Here is a 22,135-nt window from a genome sequence, read left to right as displayed (position 1 = left end):
TTGATATGCGGGTAATTACAAAATGGACAGGCGGCCGGGCATTTACCGCAGTGGGTGACTCTGGATATGAGATCCGGATGGATGCCACAAAGGCGTACGGCGGAAGGGAAAAAGGCGCCACTCCGACAGAAATGCTCTTGGGCTCACTCGCCGGCTGTATCGGCATTGATGTCACAATGATTTTAAAACCTTATTTGGATAAGATCAATCATATCGAAATTGTCACACATGGGTTACGCGCGGAAGAAACCCCCAAAGAGTTTACGGATATTGAAGTGACATTTAACATTAATGGTGAGATTACCCCAAAGAAAGTGTGGCGGGCCATCCGGTTAGGCGAAGAAAAATATTGTACTGTATCAGCATCTTTAAAAGCGAATATTTTTTACAAACTAATATTAAACGGTGTGGAACAATGATTTTCCTTATCCATAGAGGAGCCTATAGACATTACTATAGCTCCTTTTTTATGTTGCATTGTTTTGAGTTTATGGTTTCACAAACCCCTTGCGGCTCTTTGAATACCGGAGGCTGGGACATAAGCAAATAATGAAGTTTCACTTTATCCCGCATGTAAGGTGCCATAAGACTCCCACTTCAATATCTTGAGTGAATACAAAAGGGCCAAGTGGGAGATAACGGCACCTAAATGCCCGATTGGTTCAACTAACATTCAGTTGGAGCCCTACTGAATGAAGTTTCACTTTATCCCGCATGTCAGACTGTCTAACAAATATTCAATTTTCAGCACTCAAACGTACTTTTTTGCTTGCAAAACTTCTAATATTGAAATTAACAAAGAGTTTCGGTGTGGTTAAGCTACTAATAGCTCCACAATCTCCGAAATTTTTTTGATTTTCGTTAGTCTTTTGAAATTATAGGCAACACCAATTAGAGCTGCTTCTGCGTTCACAGAATCCAGCCCTTTCCCTAGAAAGAAAGTATAACCAAAGGATCGCTTAATGGTTCCAAAAGGATGTTCCACAATTTGTGATCGTTTTTTATAAATTTCATTATTGGCTTCCGTATCTTCTTTCAATTTTTCGATAAGTTCTTCATGTTCCCAGCGTTGAATATTTCTTCCTCTTTTAGCTTTTGTACATAAACTATATACAGGACAAGATAAACAAACATCTCCTCCAATATACCTTTTGTACTTCAAGCCATTTTTAGACGTGTTTTCCTTGTAAGGAAGTTCTTGTCCTTGAGGACAACGATAACTATCTGTTTCTTTTTGATACTGAAAATTATCTTTTGAATAAGTAGGATCTCCTGACATACTTTTCTTTTTTTGAGGTTTTAAGTATAAAGTGTTTCCGTCATCTAAACAATCTTTTATTTCTTTTGCATTATAATATCCTGTATCAGCTACTATGACTCTGTCTGTGTTTTTTGATAATATTTCATTTGTTTTTGAAACCATCGGGGATAGTTGACTCTGATCATTTACATCGTTTACTACATCTAAAGTAACAATCAGTTTATGCTTATTATCTACAGAAGATTGCATATTGTAAGCTACATCTATTTTCCCATTATTTTTCATAGCTCTAGATTCCGGATCTGTCGTTGTCAATTGGTTCTTTTCTTCTTCATTCATTTTCTTTTTTATTTCTGTTAAATATTCTTTTTTCTTTTGATATTTATCAATTTTCGATTCAATAGATGAAACGTTCTCTTCTGTTAATTCATTCTCCTGTGCTATTTGTTCTAGTTGTTGGAGGTAGTGTTCAATCTTTTCATCAATATAATTCATCTTCTTTGTTAATCCATTTGAAGTAATGCAATTTTTCTTACTATTTTGTGCTCGTATTTTTGTTCCATCAATGGCAATAAGCTTGCCATCAATTAATCCCCATCCTTTAAGTAAGTATGTAAAAGTGCGCATAACTTTCTTAAAGCCTTTACGGTTTTCCTTTAGAAATAATGAAATAGTCCCATGATCAGGACGTATTCCATTTACTAACCACATTAACTCGATATTTCTTTTACATTCTATCTCTAAAGAACGAGAAGATCTGATCTTGTTAAAGTATCCATAGATGAACAACTTTAATAAATCTTTTCTCTCATAAGGTTGTTGTCCAGGATTATGTTTTTTATATTCTTTAATTCCCATATCGACCAAGCAGAGTGATTCTACGAAAGCATCAATTGCTCGAACAGGGTTTTCCTTATCAATCATTTCATCTAAACACAGTAATTGAAAACTTATTTGATCTCTTGAAAAACCGTGAACATTGCCCATTCTAAAGAATCTCCTCTGCTTATAAGTTACCTATATTATACCTTTTTTTGGTTTTATTTGTTAGACAGTCTGATGTAAGGTGCCGTAAGACTCCCACTTCAAAATCTTGAGTAAATATAAAAGGTCTGAGTGGGAGAAACGGCACCTAAATGCCCGATTGGTTCAACTAACATTCAGTAGGAGAAGGAAGAAAACGCCTACTGAATGAAGTTTCACTTTATTGTTCGTTTTTTATTCAGTTGATTTAGTTGTGGCTCGGCCTCACTTTTTCTTAAAAAAATCATATTCCCCTTTTTTAGTGACACAAAATCTTTGCTTTGAATATGGTAAAAGAGATTGATTCGCCTATTTGAGGTGACCATAGATGAAAATCCATGTTGTAAAAAGCGGTGACACGCTTTGGAACATCTCCCGAAAATATGGGGCAACGATCGACCAAATTGTTGCCGTGAACGGCTTGAAAGATCCAAACAGGTTGGTGCCAGGTGAAGCATTGGTGATTCCGACACCCTATCATCAATATGTCGTTCAACACGGTGATACACTTTGGTCAATCGCTAAATGTTTTTGTGTGCCCTTACAAGAAATCATGAATGCCAACAATCTGACTGAACAAACGAATTTGTATATTGGCCAAATAATAACCATTCCTGTTCGGTATCATATTGTTCAACCGGGGGAAACCTTGTCAGCCATTGCAAAACACTATGGGACAACAGTTTCTGCCATTGTTCAGGCCAACCACATTCAAACCCCGGACATGATCCAAGTGGGACAATGGCTAAGGATTCCAAAAAAGCCGAAGAGAGCGATCGAAGTAAATGCCTACATTACTAATATGGGGCAAAAAGGTGTAAACCTTGTTTCATCACTTTCACCCTATTTAACTTATATCAGCCCGTTCAGTCATACTGTGCTGGAAGATGGCCGGATTTCTCCTTTAAAGGACGACCGCATTATAAGAGCGGCTCAGAACGGAAACGTTGCTCCGCTGCTTGTCCTTACGAATATTGACGGAAATACGTTTAGTTCCGATCGAGCGGCCCTTGTCCTCCGAAACGAGGACATTCAAAATAAAGTGATCACCCAAATTCAAACGTTGCTTCAAGAAAAAGGATATATGGGGATCAATATTAACTTTGAATATGTCTATCCGGAAGATCGCGAACGTTACAATCGCTTCCTCAGGAATGTGGTTGAACGATTACGGCCGGAAGGATACTTGGTCTCAACCGCGGTCGCGCCGAAAATCAGGGGGGATCAGCCAGGACTGCTATATGAGGCACATGATTATGTTGCGCACGGAGAAATCGTCGACTTTGTAGTAATTATGACTTACGAATGGGGATGGGCTGGCGGAAGGCCATGGGCCATCGCACCCATTAATGAAGTAAGAAAAGTTCTTGATTATGCGGTTACGGCGATTCCCCGCCACAAAATTCTTATGGGCGTACCGCTGTATGGACGTGATTGGAAAATACCTTGGGAAGAAGGAACATTTGCTAAAACAGTTTCCCCGGAAGAGGCGGTCGACCTTGCGGTCAAGTACGGTGCCTCTATCCATTATCACGAAACCTACCAATCTCCCTTTTTCCGTTATACAGACGAAACAGGCCAACAGCATGAAGTGTGGTTTGAAGATGCCCGCAGTGTACAGGCAAAGTACGACACGGTAAAGGAATATGGCCTCCGCGGAATTGCCTATTGGGTGCTTGGGCAGGCTTTCTCGCAGAATTGGCCGGTGTTGGATGCCAATTTTACAATCATAAAGCGAAACTGCCATTAAGTGAGATTGGGTCCACTAATAGTTGGGCTTTTACTGTAAAATGATCTCCCTTTATCTAGCTTACCGCCAGTTAAATCGGGTGATACCAAAAGAGCGGTTTCGGCAATATGATCTTTAGCTAGGGCTGTCCAAAAAGCATAATTTCAGCTTGAAATTTTTTAAAAAAACCCAAGAATGCTGTAAAATCAACATTCTTGGGCTTTACATTTTTTACTGGATTTACTTTAAGTTGGACTTTTTACACAGCCCCTTCAATGTTCGTAAAACGTTCCATTAGGATGAAAGTATATTCACATCTCGATCTTTGGGACGTTTATTCCATCTAAACCACGCGATGATGATTGCCGCAATAAGTGTAAATCCAAGATAACCCATAACGGGGTACACTGTGCCGACAAGCGTCGTAAATCCTACAAAGCTGGCAGCAAATGCGGCGATTCCGCAAGCGACTACCAAGGTTTTGAATCTTGGTGTATCGATTGGACTGATCCGCGCCGTGAATGAATAAAGCATCCCGACCGCAGTATTAAAAATCATCCCTAACAAGACTATCGACATTATGCCGCCAAAAATCGGGGATATTTCGTTAGCCAAATAAAGCATCGGCATATCCGCGCCAGAGACGGTATCAAGTTTGGCAAACATCCCAATATTAATGAAAAAAATTAATGCTCCCAAACCGATCCCGCCAATCATTCCGCCAATCCCGGCAGTCTTCTCATCTGTCGCAGCTCCCCCCATCACGGCAAGCATCGCCGCACCAGCCGCAATATTATAGGACACATATAAAAAAGCCCCTAACAACCAATGAGTTGCAGCCGGTTTTTGAGAATGGGCAACTTCCTGCATTTGAGCGAAGGTTCCGTCCATTGTTAACAAGGAATAGATAGCAATAACGATGACCGCCAAAATTAAAAACGGCGTAACCAAACCCATTGCAGAAATTACCTTTTCAATATTAAGACAAACAACCATAATAGTTATGAACGAAAGGATTATATTGCCAATAATGCCTGGTACCCCGAATTGCTGCTCGAAAATGGAACCCGCTCCAGCAAACATCACTACCGTAACTCCAAACAAGAAGAATGTCATGATAATATCAACAGCAAGACCAATATACTTGCCGCAAATGTGGTAAATGACCCGCTTATGAGATTTCGTTTGCAGCCGGCATCCAAGCTGTGTAAGATTCATGCCCAAAAAGGCAAACAAGAAAGTGGCTACTGCCGACCCGATTATTCCCGGCCAGCCAAAACTTGTAAAAAACTGCAATATCTCTTGGCCGGAAGCAAAGCCCGCGCCTACAATGAGCCCGATAAATGCTCCCCCTATATGAATACTCTTTTTCATCCATTACTCTCCTTTTTTTGAATCTTTTGTCAATTTGATAAATAAGGAGAAAAAAGACATTTTTTCTCCTTCAGAACCTTACGAAAACGTTTTTTTCTCCATTGTAAAACGGTCGATCGCTTCCAAATCCGGTTCGTACCCAATTCCTGGTTTTTCGGGAACGGAAATATAACCGTCTTTAACAGTCACTTCCGGTTTGATAATGTCTGTTTCCCAATAACGGGAAGAAGCGGCTGTATCACCAGGCAATGTAAAGTTTGACAATGTCGTCAATGCCACATTGTGAGCTCGTCCGATTCCCGATTCCAGCATGCCGCCACACCATACAGGAATTTCATGGCTTTGGCACAAATCGTGAATGCGTTTGGATTCGCTCAGCCCTCCCACACGGCCAATTTTAATATTAATGATCCGGCAGCTCCCCAACTCAATCGCTTTTCTCGCATCTTCATAAGAATGAATACTTTCATCAAGGCAAACGGGAGTTGCGATTTCTTTTTGTAGCCGGGCATGATCGATAATGTCATCGGAAGCCAAAGGTTGTTCAATCATCATTAATTCAAATTCATCCAACGCTTTTAACGTATCAATATCTTTTAAAGTATAGGCTGAATTGGCATCAGCCATTAATGGAACGTCCGGAAACTCTTTCCTCACTTCCCTCATGACATCAACGTCCCAACCGGGCTTGATTTTCACTTTCATTCTTTTATAACCTTCTTCAACATGCCCTTCGATCAAGCGCAAAAGATCCGAAACAGTATCCTGGATGCCGATGCTGATACCGACTTCGATTTTTGATTTTTGTCCGCCAAGCGCAGCCGCAAGAGAAATCCCTTGTTCTTGACAGTATAAATCCCATACTGCGCCTTCAAGCGTTGATTTGGCCATGTTATTTTTGCGGATATTGGAAAAAAGTTCTGAAACTTCGTCGGGATGTTTGATCTCCTGATCTAATAAAGTCGGAATTAAAAAGTCCTCCAGTATATGCCAGTTTGTTTTCATTGTTTCTTCACTGTACCAAGGAGAATGAAAAGCAACTGATTCACCCCAGCCGCTGCGGCCGTTCTCATCTTTTGCTTCAAGTAAAATAAAATCTCTGTTCTGGAGTGTCCCAAAGCTTGTTGTAAATGGAAACTTCAGCCTCATTTGCATATGACGCAATGTAACTTCCTTAATTCGCATGTTTTTCCGCCTCCAATAATTCTCTTTTAACCAATTTATAATAATGGACAGGTCCTTCCTGCTCTTTCTCAAGCGCTATGGCCACATACCCTTTGGAAAACAATGTTTGAAAAATAGTCCTCGTTTTCATGCGCCAATTGATGACGAGCATGTTGTCTTGCTGTTTCATTTGCTGGAAAGCGGCAGGGATCGGGACAAAAACGAGATCATAATCCTCTATTTCAGATAAATGAGGTTCAATATTCGGCAGTTTGGGCATTTCATTTTGTGCATATTCCCAAGGAATTCTCCATTCTTTTCCATCGTCTGGCAAACGGAATTGCCGGTCAACCCACCATTCCAATTTAAAACGGTCTGACGGCAAGCCGGAGTTCAATGAATCGTTCATGTCACCATAACAATTTTCAATATAAGTGGAACAAATGGCGCCCAATTTGGATAAATTTAAATACGCGTTTTTACTTTCCAACGGGTCATATGTCCATGTCAACAGTGAATATCCCTTGTTTAATGCGGCTTTCTTTTGTTCTTCTTTCAACGCTTTTCCAATTCCCCTATGCTGGTAATCGGGGTGAACTCCAAGAAGATGTGAGCATAGAAAGCTATTTCCATTGGCATAACCGGGAAAACTGTAACTGAAACCGACAAGCTCCCCATCAACGAATGCCCCAAGCATCAGTCCGCCATTTCTCACGGCGGTAATCGTTTGATGGATTGGGATCGGCTCCATGCCCCAGACCTTTTTTTCAAGCTTTTGTATGAGCTGTAACTCCTGAATAGTGTGAAGTGTACGTATTTCGATCATTTGATTCCCTCTTTTTTACCAAGATTAATTGAAAAATAACTCGTCACTGTGTATTTGGTCATATTCTTCTTTCCGTTTTTCAAAGCCTTTTTTATCCTTGATGGTTACACCCGCCACAATGGCATTAATGAAAGAAATTAAGGCGGGTGTCATATCGAGTGTGGACATTTCCGTCGAATGAAGCGGCAACAAAATATCGGCAACGTTCCGAAGCGGGGCAAGCGGAGAATCGGTGACTCCGATGATGGCCGCCCCCTTTCTTTTGGCCATTTCCGCAATATGAAACGTTTCCTTCATGTAACGATGAAAAGAAATGGCAACGAAAACGGAATCAGCGTTCATTCCACTAACGGCGGACAAAATGTCGTCTGTATCCCTCCGGATCAGATGAACGTTTTCCCTGACGATGCCGAGTGAAAAGGCAAACCAGTTGGCTGCTGAAAATGACGATCTCAGCCCGCATATATACACTTTCTCGGCTGGCACTAACCGGTCAACAGCCTTGTTAAAATCTTCCTCATTTATACGCACGATCGTTTCCTGAATGAGCTGGCGGTCTTTTTCCATCATTTGCTCAAAAAAACGAGGCCCGTCTGCCAACTCCCGTTTTGAAGAATAGTAGTGGGACAAACTGCTTTTTTCATAAATAATTTGGTCGCGTACTGTTTTTTGCAGCTCTGAATACCCTGACAAGCCGATGGCGTAACAAAACCGGATCACGGTCGTCTCACTCAGCCCAATCATCTCCCCGATTTCCTTGGCAGAATGGACGACAAATTCCCTGGGCTGTTCAAGAAAATATTTGGCGACTTTTTGCTGGCCTTTAGACAGTCGGCCATAGTGAGATTGAATCATTTCCGTTAATGTCATTTCATTCACCCTTGCAAAGAAGGCAAGCCTTTCCCAATAATTAATTATGCAGTTTAAACTTCATAGTTACATATAAACTTACCATATTTGCTCGATATGCACAATCACTTTTCAGAAAATTTCAGGAAAGTGAATTCCCCTTGGAAAAGTTGCAGGTCGCCGTTTGCCGACGGTTCCTGATGATTGGGCACTTGTTCAGGCATCAGTCCAAGACCATTTTTTTAAAATTTCTCTATCTGGAAATTTGCATGTTTTATGATTTCATCAGAAAATCTATTACGAAATTGACGATACGTGAAAAAAGGGTTACCATAATTTCAACGTCATCTTGATCCACCAATACATGATTCTTCTTTTCTAATAGACAAAAAGCAAGATTCTAAAAAGGGGAAATCCAATTGCTAGCACAAGAGCGATATAACATTATTATGGAAATGTTAGAGTTGAATAAAATCGTCAAAGTGCCCGAACTTTGTGAAAAATTCAATGTGTCCATTGAAACTGTTCGTAGAGATTTAGAATTTCTTGAGCAGGAAGGCAAGTTAAAACGGGTATACGGCGGAGCGGTGTTACAAAGCAAGTCTGGCGCGGAACCTTCTTATAATACCCGATCTACCAAAAATGCCAAAGAAAAAATAATGATCGGCAAAAAAACCGCGGAGCTCATTTCTGACGGAGAGACATTAATGATCGACCTCGGCACGACAACCTTGGAAGTTGCCCGCCACTTAAAGAACAAAAAAAACCTTACCATTATTACAAACTGCCTGACCATCGCACAAGAACTAGTAAATGTTCCAACATTTCGAGTCATTTTACCCGGTGGAATATTACGGCCGAATGAACTGGCTCTGTCCGGATTTATTTCCGAACAATTTATGAAAGAGTTCAATGTGGATAAAACAATCATTGGTGTTGGCGGCATTACAAAAGATACCGGCATTACAGATTATCATCTGGAAGAAACACGGGTTAGAAAAATAATGATTGAAAATGGGAAGCAAATCATTGCCGTGGCCGACCATAGTAAATTTGGCATAAAAGCGCTAGTAAAAGTATGCTCTATTCGGGACGTAGACACCATTGTGACAAACGACAAATTAAACAAGAAGATCGCACAAGAATATATAGAGGAAGGCATTAAAGTAATAGGCTATAAAAACTGATTAAAAATCTACTCTTATTGATAAGAAGAGTAGATTTTTTTATATTCCCTTCTTTTTCATAGAAATCGTTTGCATAAAGGAGTATAATACACGAAAGCGCACATAAAGTTATTATAAAACCGCTATTAAAACACAATAACATAATAGGAATCCACCTTTTCTGCACTATTCTTATGTTGTTTTACTTTGAATGTTAGGGGGAATACACATGAGTTTTGATGAATTGATTATTTGGATCATGGCGATAGGCCTACTCCTCGGCGCACTTGACAGGATTATTGGAAATAAATTTGGGCTCGGCGAGAAATTTGAAGAAGGTTTTCATTCAATGGGCCCATTAGCCCTTGGAATGGTTGGGATTATCACCTTAACTCCTGTCATTGCGCGTGTATTGGGACCGGTCATTATTCCAATCTTTGATGTAATGGGTGCCGATCCGGCAATGTTCGCTTCTATTCTGGCAAATGATATGGGCGGCTACCCATTGGCCATGGAATTGGCTGTGAATGAAGAAGCGGGATTATTATCTGGTTTGGTTGTAGCTTCAATGCTTGGATGCACATTAGTCTTTTCGATCCCAGTCGGGTTGGGACTGATCGAGCAAGAAGATCGGCCATTTTTTGCTAAAGGCTTATTGGCTGGAATGGTAACGATCCCATTTGGTGGATTAATCGGTGGATTAATAGCCGGCTTTGATGTCAAGATGATTTTTATCAACTTAATTCCGGTCATGATTTTATCTCTTATTTTAATAGTAGGCTTAGCGATTATCCCGGAAGTATTCATCAAAGGTGCGCTTATTTTTGGGAAATTGATTGTCATCATAATTACGATCGGTTTAGGGGCTGCCGCGTTTGAATCATTAACCGGCGTAGTAATTATACCCGGAATGGCTCCCATATCGGATGGAATTGAAATTGTAGGATTTATCGGGATTATCCTATTAGGAACTTTTCCCATATTACATTTGGTAGTGAAAGGTTTGGAGAAGCCTTTGGGAAAAGCGGGCCAAAAATTAGGCATGAATGCTGTTGGAGCGGCGGGCATTGTCATTACAATGGCCAATAGTATCCCCGTTTATAAGATGATGAAAGATATGGATGTAAGAGGAAAAGTCATCAATACCGCTTGGCTGGTGCCGGCAACCGCGGCATTAGGAGATCACTTGGGTTTTACCGGCGGAGTACGGCCCGATATGATTACTGCTGTTGTATTAAGTAAAATAGCCGCGGGTATTTTGGCCATTGCACTAGCTTACTGGTTTACAAGAGAAAATCAAAACAAACAGCATGAATCTGGTAAAAGAGGTGCTTAAATATGAAAAAGTATTTCATTGGACTTGATCAAGGAACTACAGGTACAACAACGTTAATTTTAAATGATGATTGGGAAATTCACTCCCAAGGATATGTAGAGCATACGCAATACTATCCTCAGCCGGGATGGGTTGAGCATGATGCGTTAGAAATATGGGAGAAAACAAAAGAATCCATCGGGACTGCTCTCGAAAAAGGAAATCTAAGGATTAATGAAATCACAGCAATAGGATTAGATAACCAAGGTGAAACAGTCGTTGTTTGGGATCGGCATACCGGCATACCCGTTTACAATGCCATTGTCTGGCAAGATAGAAGAACGGCTCAAGAAGCAGACAAATTAAATGAAGAATGGGGAAAAGTCATAAAAGAAAAAACCGGTGTCTTAGTTGAATCATACTTCTCCGCATTGAAAATAAAATGGATTTTGGATCACGTGGATGGGGCAAGAAAAAAAGCGGAGAAAGGAGATTTGTTGGCCGGAACCATAGATACGTGGCTCATCTGGAAAATGACCAATGGACGGCTCCATATTACCGACTATTCAACCGCTTCCAGAACGATGTTAATGAATATTCATAAAGGTTGTTGGGATGATGATATTTTAGAAAAATTAAACATCCCGAAATCAATGATGGCCCAGATTCGCCCTTCCTGCGAACATTATGGACAAACAGATCCGGGGAGCTTTTTAGGCGGAGAAATTCCCATAGCCGGAAATGTGGTCGATCAGCAAGCCGCTCTTTTCGGGCAAGCTTGCTTTGAGCCAGGTACTGTTAAAACGACCTATGGAACAGGCTGCTTTATGCTAATGAACACGGGAGAAAAAATAGTAGATTCCAAGAACGGTTTATTAACGACAGTTGCTTGGAATATCAACGATAAAACTTCCTATGCTTTAGATGGCGGCATATATATTACGGGAGCAGCTATTCAATGGCTGCGAGATGGAATTAACATCATTGAAACGGCTCAAGAAACAGAAAACTTGGCAAAGTCTGTTCCAGATACAGGCGGAGTTTATTTTGTGCCTGCATTTGTTGGTTTGGCCGCACCTCATTGGGATCCATATGCCCGGGGTACAATGGTTGGCATTACTGCCGGAACAACTAGAGCCCATATAGTAAGGGCGACACTGGAAAGCATTGCTTATCAAGTGAAGGAAAACATGGATGTCATGGAAAAAGACTCGGGAATCAGCATAAAAGTGATGCGTGTGGATGGCGGTCCAGTTGTGAATGACTTTTTAATGCAATTCCAAGCAGACTTACTCGGCATACCGATTGATGTTCCTGTCATCACCGAAACGACTGCCCTTGGTTCGGCTTATTTAGCCGCTTTGGCTGTTGGGGAATTTAACAGCCTTGATGAAATCGCCTCTAAATGGAAGTTAAGCAAACGATATACGCCAAAAATAACAGAAGAAGAAAGAGAAAAATTAATGACCGGCTGGAAAAGAGCAGTGGAACGCTCAAAAAATTGGACCTCTGAGTAACAGTAACGTGAAAGGGGCTGGGACATAACTAAATCAGCTGATGAAAAAACGGACAATACAGTGAAACTTCATTCAGTAGGCGTTTTCTTCCATCTCCTACTGAATGTTAGTTGAACGAATCGGGCATTTAGATGCCGGTTTCTCACACTTAGACTTTTTGTATTCACTCAAGATTCTGAAGTGGGAGTCTTACGGCACCTTACATGCCGGATAAAGTGAAACTTCATTCAGTAGGCGTTTTCTTCCATCTCCTACTGAATGTTAGTTGAACCAATCGGGCATTTAGGTGCCGTTTTCTCTTGTATTCACTCAAGATTTTGAAGTGGGAGTCTTACGGCACCTTACATGCCGGATAAATTGTCCTAGTGTATAATGCGCAAGCTTTAGCGTAGTCAAAATATGCAGACTCCTGCGGGAATAGCTCGAGCTGAAGATCCCGCAGGAAAGCGACCTTTTCTTTCCGAGGAAGCTGAAGCCGTGCCCGCGGAAAGCGAAATATGTTGACGTAGCGATGATAGGGATTTTTTTAACACAAATAAACCGAACAATTATAAATGAATTGTTCGGCTTTTGCTATTTCGTATTTGCATGAGTCCCAGCCCCTTTTTGCTGAAGTTATTGACTACCTTTTGTGTATTTATTACAATTTGACGTGTATTTATGTTGATTGTATAATAGTTTTAACAACATGATCTGTTTGATGAAGGGAGAAACCAAATGCAGAATGAAATAAAAGACGTAGTAGTCATTGGCGGCGGAGTTGTAGGAACTGCCATATTACGAAAACTATCCCTGTATCATTTGTCTATTGCTTTAGTAGAAAAACAGCCTGATGTTTGTGAAGGTGCGAGTAAGGCGAACAGCGGAATTATCCATACAGGCTTTGATGCGCCCCCCAATTCTTTGGAAGCGGAGTGTTTGAAACGTTCCCGTGATTTATGGCCTGATTATACAGAACAATTAAAAATTCCTTACATTCCTTGTGGTGCCATTATGGTCGCTACAAACGAAGAAGAGAAGGACATCATTGAAAACAAATATATCCCCAATGCCGAAGCAAACGGTGCTCATGTCGAATGGTTAGATAGAGACGAAGTATTGGAAATGAATCCGGCTGTTACAGACAAAGTAGTCGGCGCTCTTTCCATTCCTGGTGAAGCGATTTGTGACCCTTTTACCGCCACCCGTTCTTATGCCGAATTAGCAGTCATCAACGGAGCTGAACTGTTTTTAGGGTCGGGCGTCACTGATATAAAAGAGATCGAGAATGGCTTTTCCGTCATATTAGAAGATGGCCGGGAAATCAAGACAAAGTATATCGTGAACGCGGCGGGTGTGTATTCGGATCACATTAGCCGGATGATCGGTGATACGAGTTTCACCATTTCACCAAGAAAAGGACAATTTATCTTAACAGAAGAAGAAATTGACATTTCACAAATTATTTTGCCGGTGCCGACTGCCAAATCAAAAGGCACATTAGTTTCACCAGTCGTTTTTGGCGGATTTTTACTCGGCCCGACAGCAGAAGACCAGCAAGATAAAGAGGATAAATCCACAAGCACGGAAGGAATGGAGCAAGTTGTAACTGGTTGTGAAAAGCTCATCCCTCAAGTACGAGAATATGATAGCATCCGGCAATTTGCCGGCATTAGAGCCGTCTGCAGTACAGGCGATTATGTCATTAGACCTTCAGAAAAAAACAAACAATTTATCCACGCTGCCGGTATTCGCTCTACTGGTTTATCCGCTTCACCAGGTATAGCCGAAGTTGTGGCTGAGCAATTACAAAGTGCCGGATTGGAACTGGAAAAAAATCATGAGGCGAAACTGGAGATCCCCAACTTATTTGATGATTCAGAAGAAAATGTGGGAGAAATTATTTGTTTATGCCGGACCATTACAAGAAGCGAAATTACAAATGCCATGGAAGGCCCTGTTCCACCAACAACCATTGACGGAGTCAAAAGGAGAACTGGCGCGACTTTGGGCGAGTGTCAAGGCAACTGCTGCATTCCAAAAATCGTCGATATCCTTCATGAATATGGATTGGATGATCATAAGGTGCCTCTAAAAGGTATCCAACATTCAACGATTGCCGTAAAAGGGGGCCCACAAAGATGAAGTATGAACTTGTCATTATAGGCGCAGGTTTAACTGGAATCGAGACTGCATTAAAAGCGCATGAGTTAGGCCTGAAAGATGTGTTAGTCGTCGACTATAACGATGAATTTGGCGGTTTTTGCAACCCACTTTTTCATGAAGAGGGATTTGAATCAGAAAAAAAGTTAGTCGAAACATTCAAGGATCTGCCCTATGAAAAATGGACGAAGGCAACGGTGACCGGTTTATTTGAAGCATTTGCCGGAGGAAATCACGAATTGAATATCCAGACGCCTTCGGGAACAAAAGATATAACGGCCGAAAAAATCATTATTTGCTCGGGCGCTCTGGAAAAACCAAGAGAAGCGCATAAAATCGATGGAACAAGACCGGCCGGCGTGATGACGCCAACGATGGCAATCGGCTTAATGAACAGAAACTTACTCCCGGGAAAAAAAGTAGCTGTATATGAAAACAGTAAAACCTCACGTGCTGTCTCTGCCATTTTAGCAAAGCAAGGCGTTGATGTCGTAACGGTCCAAGCAGATGATTATGCTGTACACAAGATTCATGGGACATCACGTGTTGAAAAAATAGATATAAAAAATAATCATAATGAACAAATTAAATCATTGGATTGTGATAGTTTCATTTTTAGTGAAGGATTCATACCGTCAACGTTCTTCCTCAAAGGCACCGGGATTGAATTAAATGATCAACACTTTGTTGTGACCGATCATGCGGGTCAAACGAGCGTGGAAAATATACTGGCTTTTGGCCATTGCACCGATCAATTCGAAGTGGCAAGCGAACGAATCGAGGCAAGTGTGAAGCAATTATTTCAGTAAAGAAAGGAACGACTTTCATGAAGATAAAAGATTCATTTACGATCAATGCGGCAAAAGAGGATGTTTGGACGGTTTTTATGGACGTTGAAAAACTGGCCAGTTGCCTACCAGGATGTCAAAATTTAGTGGCTCATAGTGATACGGAGTATGAAGCAGATATGGTTGTAAAAACAAAATTCATGACCATTAAATTTAAAGCCAATGGTGTCCTGACCGATGCTGTGGAAGGTGAAGAGCTAAAAGTTGAAATGGTTGGTAAACCCATGAAACTGGCTGGATTATTCAAGTCAAAAATGACTGTTCAGCTGGAAGAAGTGGACGAAAATGTTACAAAAATCATTTATGAGATGGATCTGCAAATGACAGGCCGTTTAGCCACATTGGGAGACATTTTAATGAAAGGGACCGTTAAAAAATCCGCCGATGAGTTTGCGGATAATGTTCAAAAGCTATTTGCAAGCTAACCAAACCTTGCTGAAGTTCATAAACATAACAATTCCGAGGGCCAACATTACACCTTATCCTAGTTAATAGGCGCCCGTGTTCAGATGAGCACGGGCGCCTCTCTTGTGAAATTCGCCTGCCGTTCGGAAACTTGCCGGTAAAAAACTTTCACCAAATGGGACGCCCATTCCCCTTCACGGCTGCGGTATTGTGAACGATGAAAAGGTATGGCGCCAGTTCCTGCTTTAAAGTTTTTCAATGAGCATGTTTCCGCGGGTATTCCCATAGGTTCCCTTCCCCATTCTAAATGGATTGATTCTTTATTCCCTTTTTAGCAATTTGGCATGTACGACGAGTCTGCCCTTATCGGGATCGAGCATAAAATCACAAGTCGATAACGTAAGTATTGGATCATCCGCATCCAATTCTACATCTGTCGCAAACATAGATTTTTCTTTCATTTGCTGTACAAGCGTGAGATATTCCTCATCAGAATCAAAATCCGTTTGAATGTAATCAAAGTCGGTTGTGGTTTGATAAACCGCAAATATTTCCGCATCATATGAATGATATAATGTATCGAAATAAATCGTCTGATGTGAATTTAAAAAATCTTTTTCAAGAAATTTCTTCAAATGGTTGAACATCGATCCATCTTTCATCGAATGCCCATATATGACAGTATTATGATTGTACATTGTAACATCATTTCTATAATCCATAAAAATGCTGCCAGCGCGTGAATTTTCTCTTTTATAATTCCTATATAAATAGAAATCATTTGTTTCCGCTTGTAAAATAGGATAATCAATCATTGTATCATCAATGGTAATCCACCCTTTTATATCGGGGTTTATTGGGAGCAACTTGCTGAACTGAGGACGTATTTCTCCTTCCTTTGCCCCTGCCGTTACGGCTTGCTCATTGTATATTCTCTGGACATCTGCCAGTATCTGCCGGTTTTTATAATAGTCCAGAAATATTTTCATTAACTCATATCCCGAATAAACAAGAACAATGAAACATATAGCAGTGAATACTCTTTGCCCTATACGCCCTTTTCTATTCCGCACTTTGTCCAACAAAACCACCTCAGCTATTAAATGAAATACCTGTGGGAACGATATGAAGGCCAGATTCCTTATCAAATTTCACCACAGCCTGAACACCATAGATGTCACGTATAAGTTCAGCGGTCACTACATCTTCGGGAGCCCCCTTCTCCATCACTTTTCCATTTTGCATGACAATCATCATATCACTGTAACGAATGGCTTGATTAATATCATGAAGTACCATGACAATCGTTAAACCATGTTCAACGTTCAACCTTTTTATCAGTTCCAATATTTCATATTGGAAATAGATATCAAGATACGTTGTAGGTTCGTCTAAAAACAGAATAGAAGTTTCTTGGGCCAATGACATGGCAATCCAAACCCTTTGCCTTTCTCCGCCTGACAGTTGATCCAGTCTCTTTTTTCTTTTCTTTATCAGATTTGTACAAGATAACGCCCATTCAATGGCTCGTTTATCTTCATCCGTAAGGGAGGAAAACATTGATTTATATGGAATCCTTCCATAGCTGACAATTCTTTCCACGGTCATATCGGGACTGGCCTTATTTTCTTGGTGAACAACAGCCAACTTCTTAGCCAATTGCTTCGGCTTGTAGTTTTCTACATTTTTTCCATCCAATATCACTTTACCGTGCTGGGGCTGATGATGATTAGAAAGGACACCTAACAAAGTCGACTTGCCACATCCGTTTGGCCCGATAATCGTTGTGATCTTTCCAATGTCAATTTTTCCACTGATGCCATCCAAATGCTTCGCTTTATTGTTATATGAAAAGGTGATATTCTCAATTTCCATATAATTGACCACTCTTTCTAATCAAAATGATGAGAAAAGGCCCGCCGATGACGGCCATTAGGATCGAAGCGGGAATCTCGTTAGGAGCAATCATCGTCCTGCCCAATGTATCTGCTGCCAACATGAGAAAAGCCCCGGCCAAAGCGGCAAAGGGAATAAGCTTTTTATGGTCAGTGCCCACAAGTATCCGGCCAATATGAGGCACAATCAATCCGATGAATGCGATCATCCCTGCAATAGCTGTTGCCACCGATGCCAATAAAACTGCTACAGCAGAAATAATAAAGCGTGCTTGATTGACCCGTACCCCCAGGCTTTTCGCCGTTTTATCTTCCATAGCAAGATAATTGCAGAAAGCAAAAAGAAACATTGCGATTATCAAGCCAACTGAACCATAAGTAACCATCACTTCCACATCACTCCACTTTTTCATCTCAAGTGTAGATGTCGTCGCCTGACTGACGGAGGTTACCGCATAACTGCCACGGTAATTAAAAGACTGGCTTAATCCGGAAAACACCGCATTTATCGCTACACCTACAAGAATCATCCGCAACGGGTCCAACCCTGTTTTCCAGGAAAACATATATACAAGCAAAAAAGCCAGCGCTCCGCCAAGAAAAGCAAACAAAGGCATGTAGAAAAATAAAGTCGGAAAGATGGTAACAAGCAGTATCGACATGAATCCAGCGCCGGATGTTACTCCGATAATACTTGGGTCAGCGAGGGGGTTCCTCATCACCGCTTGAAACAATACTCCTGAAACCGATAATGCCGCCCCGGCAAATAATGAAATGATAATACGCGGCAGCCGAAGATCTTTAATCACTTCTATATCTCCCTCTGCACCGAGAATAAGTCCGGTAAACAGCTCAAGTGGAGATACTTTGATACTCCCCGTATTAATTGAAATATATATCGCCACCAGCAATAGAGTGCTAACTCCAATAAAACTAAAATACTGTCTATTCATGATCAAACATCCTTCTATCATTAACTTATCCATCATGGATAAAGCATTGGCTGTAATTCTTCCAAGGCCTCGGTCACTGCCAGATTTCCAGTCGTACCGAAGAGCGTTTCCTCCAAGTCATACACTCGCCCATTTTTTACCGCGTCAAAATGCTTCCAAATGTCGTTTTCCTTAAATTCCTTGTCAAACATTTCCACGACTTCTTCAGGCATGCCATGAGCCGCACGCAAAATAATATCCGGGTTTGATTGATGTAAGTATTCCGTATTGGAAGCCAGGTACTCCACATCTTCCCCTTGTACCACATTGATTCCCCCGCTCCTTTTTACGAGGTCACCAATATAGGATTTTTCGGTGGCCACCAAATAACTTCCTGGCACTCCCATTAAAATAAGAACAGTGGGCGACTTTTTTCCTTTAACTCTCTTTTCAATCTCAGAAGCCTTTGCATGAAATTTTTCCACAATTGCCTCGGCTTGCTCTTTCCGGTCATACTTTTCACCAATTTTCCTGATTTCACTCAACATATGATCAATGCTCTCCAGATTCACAAATGTGACAGGCACTCCCAGCTCTTCAAAATGAGAGACCAAATCATACTTTAGCGTAGTTACCGACATTACTTCCGTTGGATCTAACGACATGATCAGTTCCATATCCGGACTCATTGGATTTCCAACTTCTGTTACTCCATCGTATCGTTGCGGCAGCTTTTTATAGCTTGTCGGTATTCCAACTAAATCGATTTCTAACGCGTCCATTATTTCAGTTACTGCAACAGTTGTGGAAACGATTCGGTCTTTATCTTGACTTTCTTTCTCCTCAGTGGCTTCTTTCTTCTGCTGGCTGGAGCACCCGGACGTTGTTATCAAGAAAAGCAAGATAAAGACAGTCCCGAACAAAGTGGCGAGTGACTTTCTCATTGTTCTTCCCCCCCGATGAATACATAATTGGCATTATGAAGCGACCTTGCCGCGGGAACAGCAAGGCCAACCTATATGGGTTTGAAATACGTTACTGCAAATGCCGCCGGCTGCGGAATCTTGCTATAAGCGGCACCAGTGAAAGAACAAATAACAGTGCAAACAAAAGCATTTTAGTCGTATCTGCCGTTTTGGGATTCATACCTTTTTGATCAGCTTTTAATTGTGGTTGATCAATGCTTTTCCCTGTTTTGTCACCATTTCTGTCAAAATTCAAGCGGTCATTTTTATCATTTGCTTTTGGCTTTTGATCATTTGACTTTGGTGGTAAAGTCGCATTATTGTCTTCCTTCGGATAGACACCTTCTTTTAATAGTTTGATAGAATCCGTATCAAACGAAAAGCGAATATCGTACTCATTATGGTAATGTAATTCAGGAATATCGACTTTCACCCATGCGTTTAATAGGGAGGATAGATCCGCCACTTCAAACTCTACTGTTCTTGTATCTGCTTCTTCATCGGACTGTAAAAGTTTTGGAGCCATTAACTTCCCGTCTTTTTCAACTTTGAATTCGGTGATCCAGGAGCTTTTTTTCAGTGTGACAGCCAAGTATTTTTTACCGTCTTTAACCTTTAATGAACCCGGTTTGACGACATAATCATTCATCATTGAAAGTTCGTCAGATTCTTTTTTTAGTACGCTGTAATCTATTGAATATTCACCGTCTTTTAGATTGCGAGGGTCTATTTTTTCTGTATCTGGGTTTGGCGCACCCGGTTTTTCTTCGCCTGGCTGTTCTTCACCCGGCTGTTCTTCGCCTGGCTGCTCTTCACCTGGCTGTTCTTCACCTGGCTTCTCTTCGCCTGGCTTCTCTTCGCCCGGCTGTTCTTCGCCCGGCTGTTCTTCGCCCGGCTGTTCTTCGCTGGGATTCTCTTCACCCGGCTTCTCTTCGTTTTCATCTTCCTTAGGTTTTACTTTCATACTCCCCTTGTCAAAAGATAATCGAACAATATGATTGCCAGTGTAGTTTTGTGCTGGGACATGAACTTGGACTTTAGAGTGAATGATGGAGTCCAACCTTTCCACATCAAATGCGACGACTCTTGTATTTGCTTCTTCATTTACACTGACAACCGTCGCGTCTACATATTGACCGTCTTTTTCCACTTGAAATCCGGTAATCGCTTGATGATCCTTTAATACAAATTTGATTTGTTTCTTTCCATTGTTCACAGATAATGTTGCTGGTTGATCAATATATCTGCCCATTGCGGAATCTTTTTCTTCTTCAGCATGCAACGCCCTAAATCCGATTGTGTATTCTCCATCCGCAATGATTTCAGGCTCAGGTTCAGGTTCAGGAGCAAGAGGAATTCCACTTGCATCAAATTGGAAACGGATATCATATTTATTGTCATAATGAATCATGGGAACTATGACATGAATCTTCGCATTTAAGACCTGCTCTATATCCTGCACTTTAAATGTAACAACACGAGTATCGCTTGCTTTATCTTCGCTGATAACAGTTGCATCTACAAAATTATTATCTTGAAATGATCCCGGTTGGGTAGTTTGGACTTTGAGATATTGCCACCAGGAACTATTATTTAATGTCATGACCACATGCATCTCGCCATTTTGTTCAACGATTAATTTTGCCGGACTTTTAATGTAGTCGTTGGTCATGGATGGTTCATCGCTGGTGTCTTTCAAGATTGTAAACGGAAGATCATACTCCCCCACTGCATATTTTGAATTTGCTTTGGCCGCATGTGGTTGTAGAGAAGGCATTGCAGTAAAAAAGATTAATAGAAACGACAAAGCGGTTAGTATAAACTTCTTCATATCCCGTTCTCCTTTAAGTTTATAATTATTTAATTGATCTGTTTTTTGCGGATAAAAAATAACAATGCGATCACAAATAATAAAAGATAGAAGCCAACAGGTGCATTATCACTTGTTTTCGGGTTTTTTTCCGGAGCTTTATTGGTGCTTGCTCCGTTATTCTCTGAGTGTTTGCCGCTATCGTCAGTTTTTTCATTTTTTGTTTGCTCTGGCCCGCTGCCGGCAGTATTCAAATTCTCACTATCGAAATCGAAACGAACGGTATATTCATGGTCATATACAGGGTCCATTGTCTCGATTAAAACGTGCATTTTCATTGGTACCGGCTTGGACAAATCATTTACAGGAAACTTTACCACTCGTGTATCTGCAGATTTATTTTCACTTATCACTTGCGCAGGTTCGCCACTTGCAGTAGTAAACGTTTTTATCCAGTCGCTGTGATTAATCGTTAATTGGATGTATTTCTTCCCTTTGTCAACGATCAAGGTGGCCGGCTTTTCAAAATAATCATTTGCCATGGAAACCGAATCATTTTCAGCCTTCAAAATTTGATAATTCACCTGATATGTACCGTCAGCCATATTTGCAAAAGTTGTTCCAGGTATGATGATGAAAGATATTAAGCAAACAACGATTAGCATCATTGCATATCTTTTTCTCTTCATGAACTTTTCCCTCCATTACATTTTGGATGAATAAAATAAATATTACCGCATACTAATGATATTGAAAATCATTCTCAATAAAGATCAAAAAAATAAAAGCCCTCCATTTCATGCTTATAATCCCTGAAATTCTAGCCGATCATGAGCTTTCAGACAGAAACACCTCCTTTATTATTAATGCAACTGATAATCATTCTCATTCCATTCTTCAAATCCTATCTTACC

At 40.9% G+C, this 22,135-nt stretch carries 20 protein-coding genes; 8 read left to right on the top strand and 12 right to left on the bottom strand.

Going from position 1 to position 22,135, the window contains the following annotated elements; genetic code table 11:
* Positions 1 to 5 precede the first annotated feature (5 nt).
* Positions 6 to 419, top strand: a complete 414-nt coding sequence (locus tag MHB50_RS01385) for an OsmC family protein (protein ID WP_077113690.1) — start codon at positions 6 to 8, stop codon at positions 417 to 419.
* A gap of 395 nt (positions 420 to 814) precedes the next feature.
* Here the strand turns inward: MHB50_RS01385 and MHB50_RS01380 are convergent, their stop codons facing one another.
* Positions 815 to 2,248 (bottom strand): IS1182 family transposase, encoded by a 1,434-nt coding sequence (locus MHB50_RS01380; protein WP_340083911.1) that lies wholly within the window; start codon positions 2,246 to 2,248, stop codon positions 815 to 817.
* A 364-nt stretch (positions 2,249 to 2,612) separates the two neighbouring features.
* Here MHB50_RS01380 and MHB50_RS01375 point away from each other — a divergent pair, with 364 nt between their 5' ends.
* Complete coding sequence (locus tag MHB50_RS01375; protein ID WP_340084744.1) at positions 2,613 to 4,034, top strand: LysM peptidoglycan-binding domain-containing protein; 1,422 nt, start codon at positions 2,613 to 2,615, stop codon at positions 4,032 to 4,034.
* Between the two features lie 273 nt (positions 4,035 to 4,307).
* On the opposite strand, the gene MHB50_RS01370 is transcribed toward MHB50_RS01375, so the two are convergent.
* The 4 genes from MHB50_RS01370 to MHB50_RS01355 all read right to left on the bottom strand — a co-directional run bounded on the left by MHB50_RS01370 (position 4,308) and on the right by MHB50_RS01355 (position 8,247).
* Entirely contained in the window at positions 4,308 to 5,387 is a 1,080-nt protein-coding gene (locus MHB50_RS01370) for a hypothetical protein (protein WP_077113688.1), read from the bottom strand.
* 78 nt (positions 5,388 to 5,465) lie between these two features.
* A complete protein-coding gene (menC, locus tag MHB50_RS01365; protein WP_340084743.1) occupies positions 5,466 to 6,572 on the bottom strand; it encodes an o-succinylbenzoate synthase in 1,107 nt (368 codons plus the stop codon).
* Positions 6,562 to 7,377: a GNAT family N-acetyltransferase gene (locus MHB50_RS01360; protein WP_340084742.1), complete on the bottom strand. Its 816-nt coding sequence runs from the start codon at positions 7,375 to 7,377 to the stop codon at positions 6,562 to 6,564. Before MHB50_RS01360 ends, menC begins: the two co-directional genes overlap by 11 nt.
* 24 nt (positions 7,378 to 7,401) lie before the next feature.
* Positions 7,402 to 8,247, bottom strand: coding sequence for a MurR/RpiR family transcriptional regulator (locus tag MHB50_RS01355; RefSeq protein WP_340084741.1), 846 nt, complete (start codon positions 8,245 to 8,247; stop codon positions 7,402 to 7,404).
* A gap of 398 nt (positions 8,248 to 8,645) precedes the next feature.
* Here MHB50_RS01355 and MHB50_RS01350 point away from each other — a divergent pair, with 398 nt between their 5' ends.
* The 6 genes from MHB50_RS01350 (at position 8,646) to MHB50_RS01325 (ending at position 15,639) form a co-directional block, all read left to right on the top strand.
* Positions 8,646 to 9,413 (top strand): DeoR/GlpR family DNA-binding transcription regulator, encoded by a 768-nt coding sequence (locus MHB50_RS01350; RefSeq protein WP_340084740.1) that lies wholly within the window; start codon positions 8,646 to 8,648, stop codon positions 9,411 to 9,413.
* A gap of 208 nt (positions 9,414 to 9,621) precedes the next feature.
* Positions 9,622 to 10,728, top strand: a complete 1,107-nt coding sequence (locus MHB50_RS01345) for an ethanolamine utilization protein EutH (RefSeq protein ID WP_077113683.1) — start codon at positions 9,622 to 9,624, stop codon at positions 10,726 to 10,728.
* A 2-nt stretch (positions 10,729 to 10,730) separates the two neighbouring features.
* A complete protein-coding gene (gene glpK, locus MHB50_RS01340) occupies positions 10,731 to 12,224 on the top strand; it encodes a glycerol kinase GlpK (protein WP_340084739.1) in 1,494 nt (497 codons plus the stop codon).
* 717 nt (positions 12,225 to 12,941) lie between these two features.
* On the top strand, positions 12,942 to 14,348 hold the full coding sequence (locus MHB50_RS01335) for an NAD(P)/FAD-dependent oxidoreductase (protein WP_340084738.1): 1,407 nt from the start codon (positions 12,942 to 12,944) through the stop codon (positions 14,346 to 14,348).
* The gene (locus MHB50_RS01330) at positions 14,345 to 15,175 is read left to right on the top strand and encodes an FAD-dependent oxidoreductase (protein WP_340084737.1); all 831 of its coding nucleotides are present in this window, start codon (positions 14,345 to 14,347) and stop codon (positions 15,173 to 15,175) included. The genes MHB50_RS01335 and MHB50_RS01330 overlap by 4 nt, the downstream gene beginning before the upstream one ends.
* Positions 15,176 to 15,192: 17 nt before the next feature.
* Positions 15,193 to 15,639: an SRPBCC domain-containing protein gene (locus MHB50_RS01325; RefSeq protein ID WP_340084736.1), complete on the top strand. Its 447-nt coding sequence runs from the start codon at positions 15,193 to 15,195 to the stop codon at positions 15,637 to 15,639.
* A gap of 80 nt (positions 15,640 to 15,719) precedes the next feature.
* Here the strand turns inward: MHB50_RS01325 and MHB50_RS01320 are convergent, their stop codons facing one another.
* From MHB50_RS01320 to isdC, 7 genes are all read right to left on the bottom strand, one after another.
* On the bottom strand, positions 15,720 to 15,905 hold the full coding sequence (locus MHB50_RS01320) for a hypothetical protein (RefSeq protein WP_340084735.1): 186 nt from the start codon (positions 15,903 to 15,905) through the stop codon (positions 15,720 to 15,722).
* A 34-nt stretch (positions 15,906 to 15,939) separates the two neighbouring features.
* Complete coding sequence (gene srtB / locus MHB50_RS01315) at positions 15,940 to 16,608, bottom strand: class B sortase (RefSeq protein ID WP_340084734.1); 669 nt, start codon at positions 16,606 to 16,608, stop codon at positions 15,940 to 15,942.
* Positions 16,609 to 16,711: 103 nt separating this feature from the next.
* A complete protein-coding gene (locus tag MHB50_RS01310; RefSeq protein WP_340084733.1) occupies positions 16,712 to 17,494 on the bottom strand; it encodes an ABC transporter ATP-binding protein in 783 nt (260 codons plus the stop codon).
* Entirely contained in the window at positions 17,484 to 18,467 is a 984-nt protein-coding gene (locus MHB50_RS01305; protein WP_340084732.1) for an iron ABC transporter permease, read from the bottom strand. Before MHB50_RS01305 ends, MHB50_RS01310 begins: the two co-directional genes overlap by 11 nt.
* Before the next feature lie 32 nt (positions 18,468 to 18,499).
* Positions 18,500 to 19,390 (bottom strand): heme ABC transporter substrate-binding protein IsdE, encoded by an 891-nt coding sequence (gene isdE, locus MHB50_RS01300; RefSeq protein WP_340084731.1) that lies wholly within the window; start codon positions 19,388 to 19,390, stop codon positions 18,500 to 18,502.
* Positions 19,391 to 19,481: 91 nt separating this feature from the next.
* Entirely contained in the window at positions 19,482 to 21,242 is a 1,761-nt protein-coding gene (locus MHB50_RS01295) for an NEAT domain-containing protein (RefSeq protein WP_340084730.1), read from the bottom strand.
* A gap of 29 nt (positions 21,243 to 21,271) precedes the next feature.
* A complete protein-coding gene (gene isdC / locus MHB50_RS01290) occupies positions 21,272 to 21,910 on the bottom strand; it encodes a heme uptake protein IsdC (RefSeq protein WP_340084729.1) in 639 nt (212 codons plus the stop codon).
* Positions 21,911 to 22,135 lie beyond the last annotated feature (225 nt).

Source organism: Siminovitchia sp. FSL H7-0308 (assembly GCF_037980985.1).
Classification (GTDB): Bacteria; Bacillota; Bacilli; order Bacillales; family Bacillaceae_C; genus Siminovitchia; species Siminovitchia thermophila.
The sequence above is the reverse complement of the archived record's forward strand: the minus strand, read 5'-3'. Positions and strand labels throughout refer to the sequence as shown.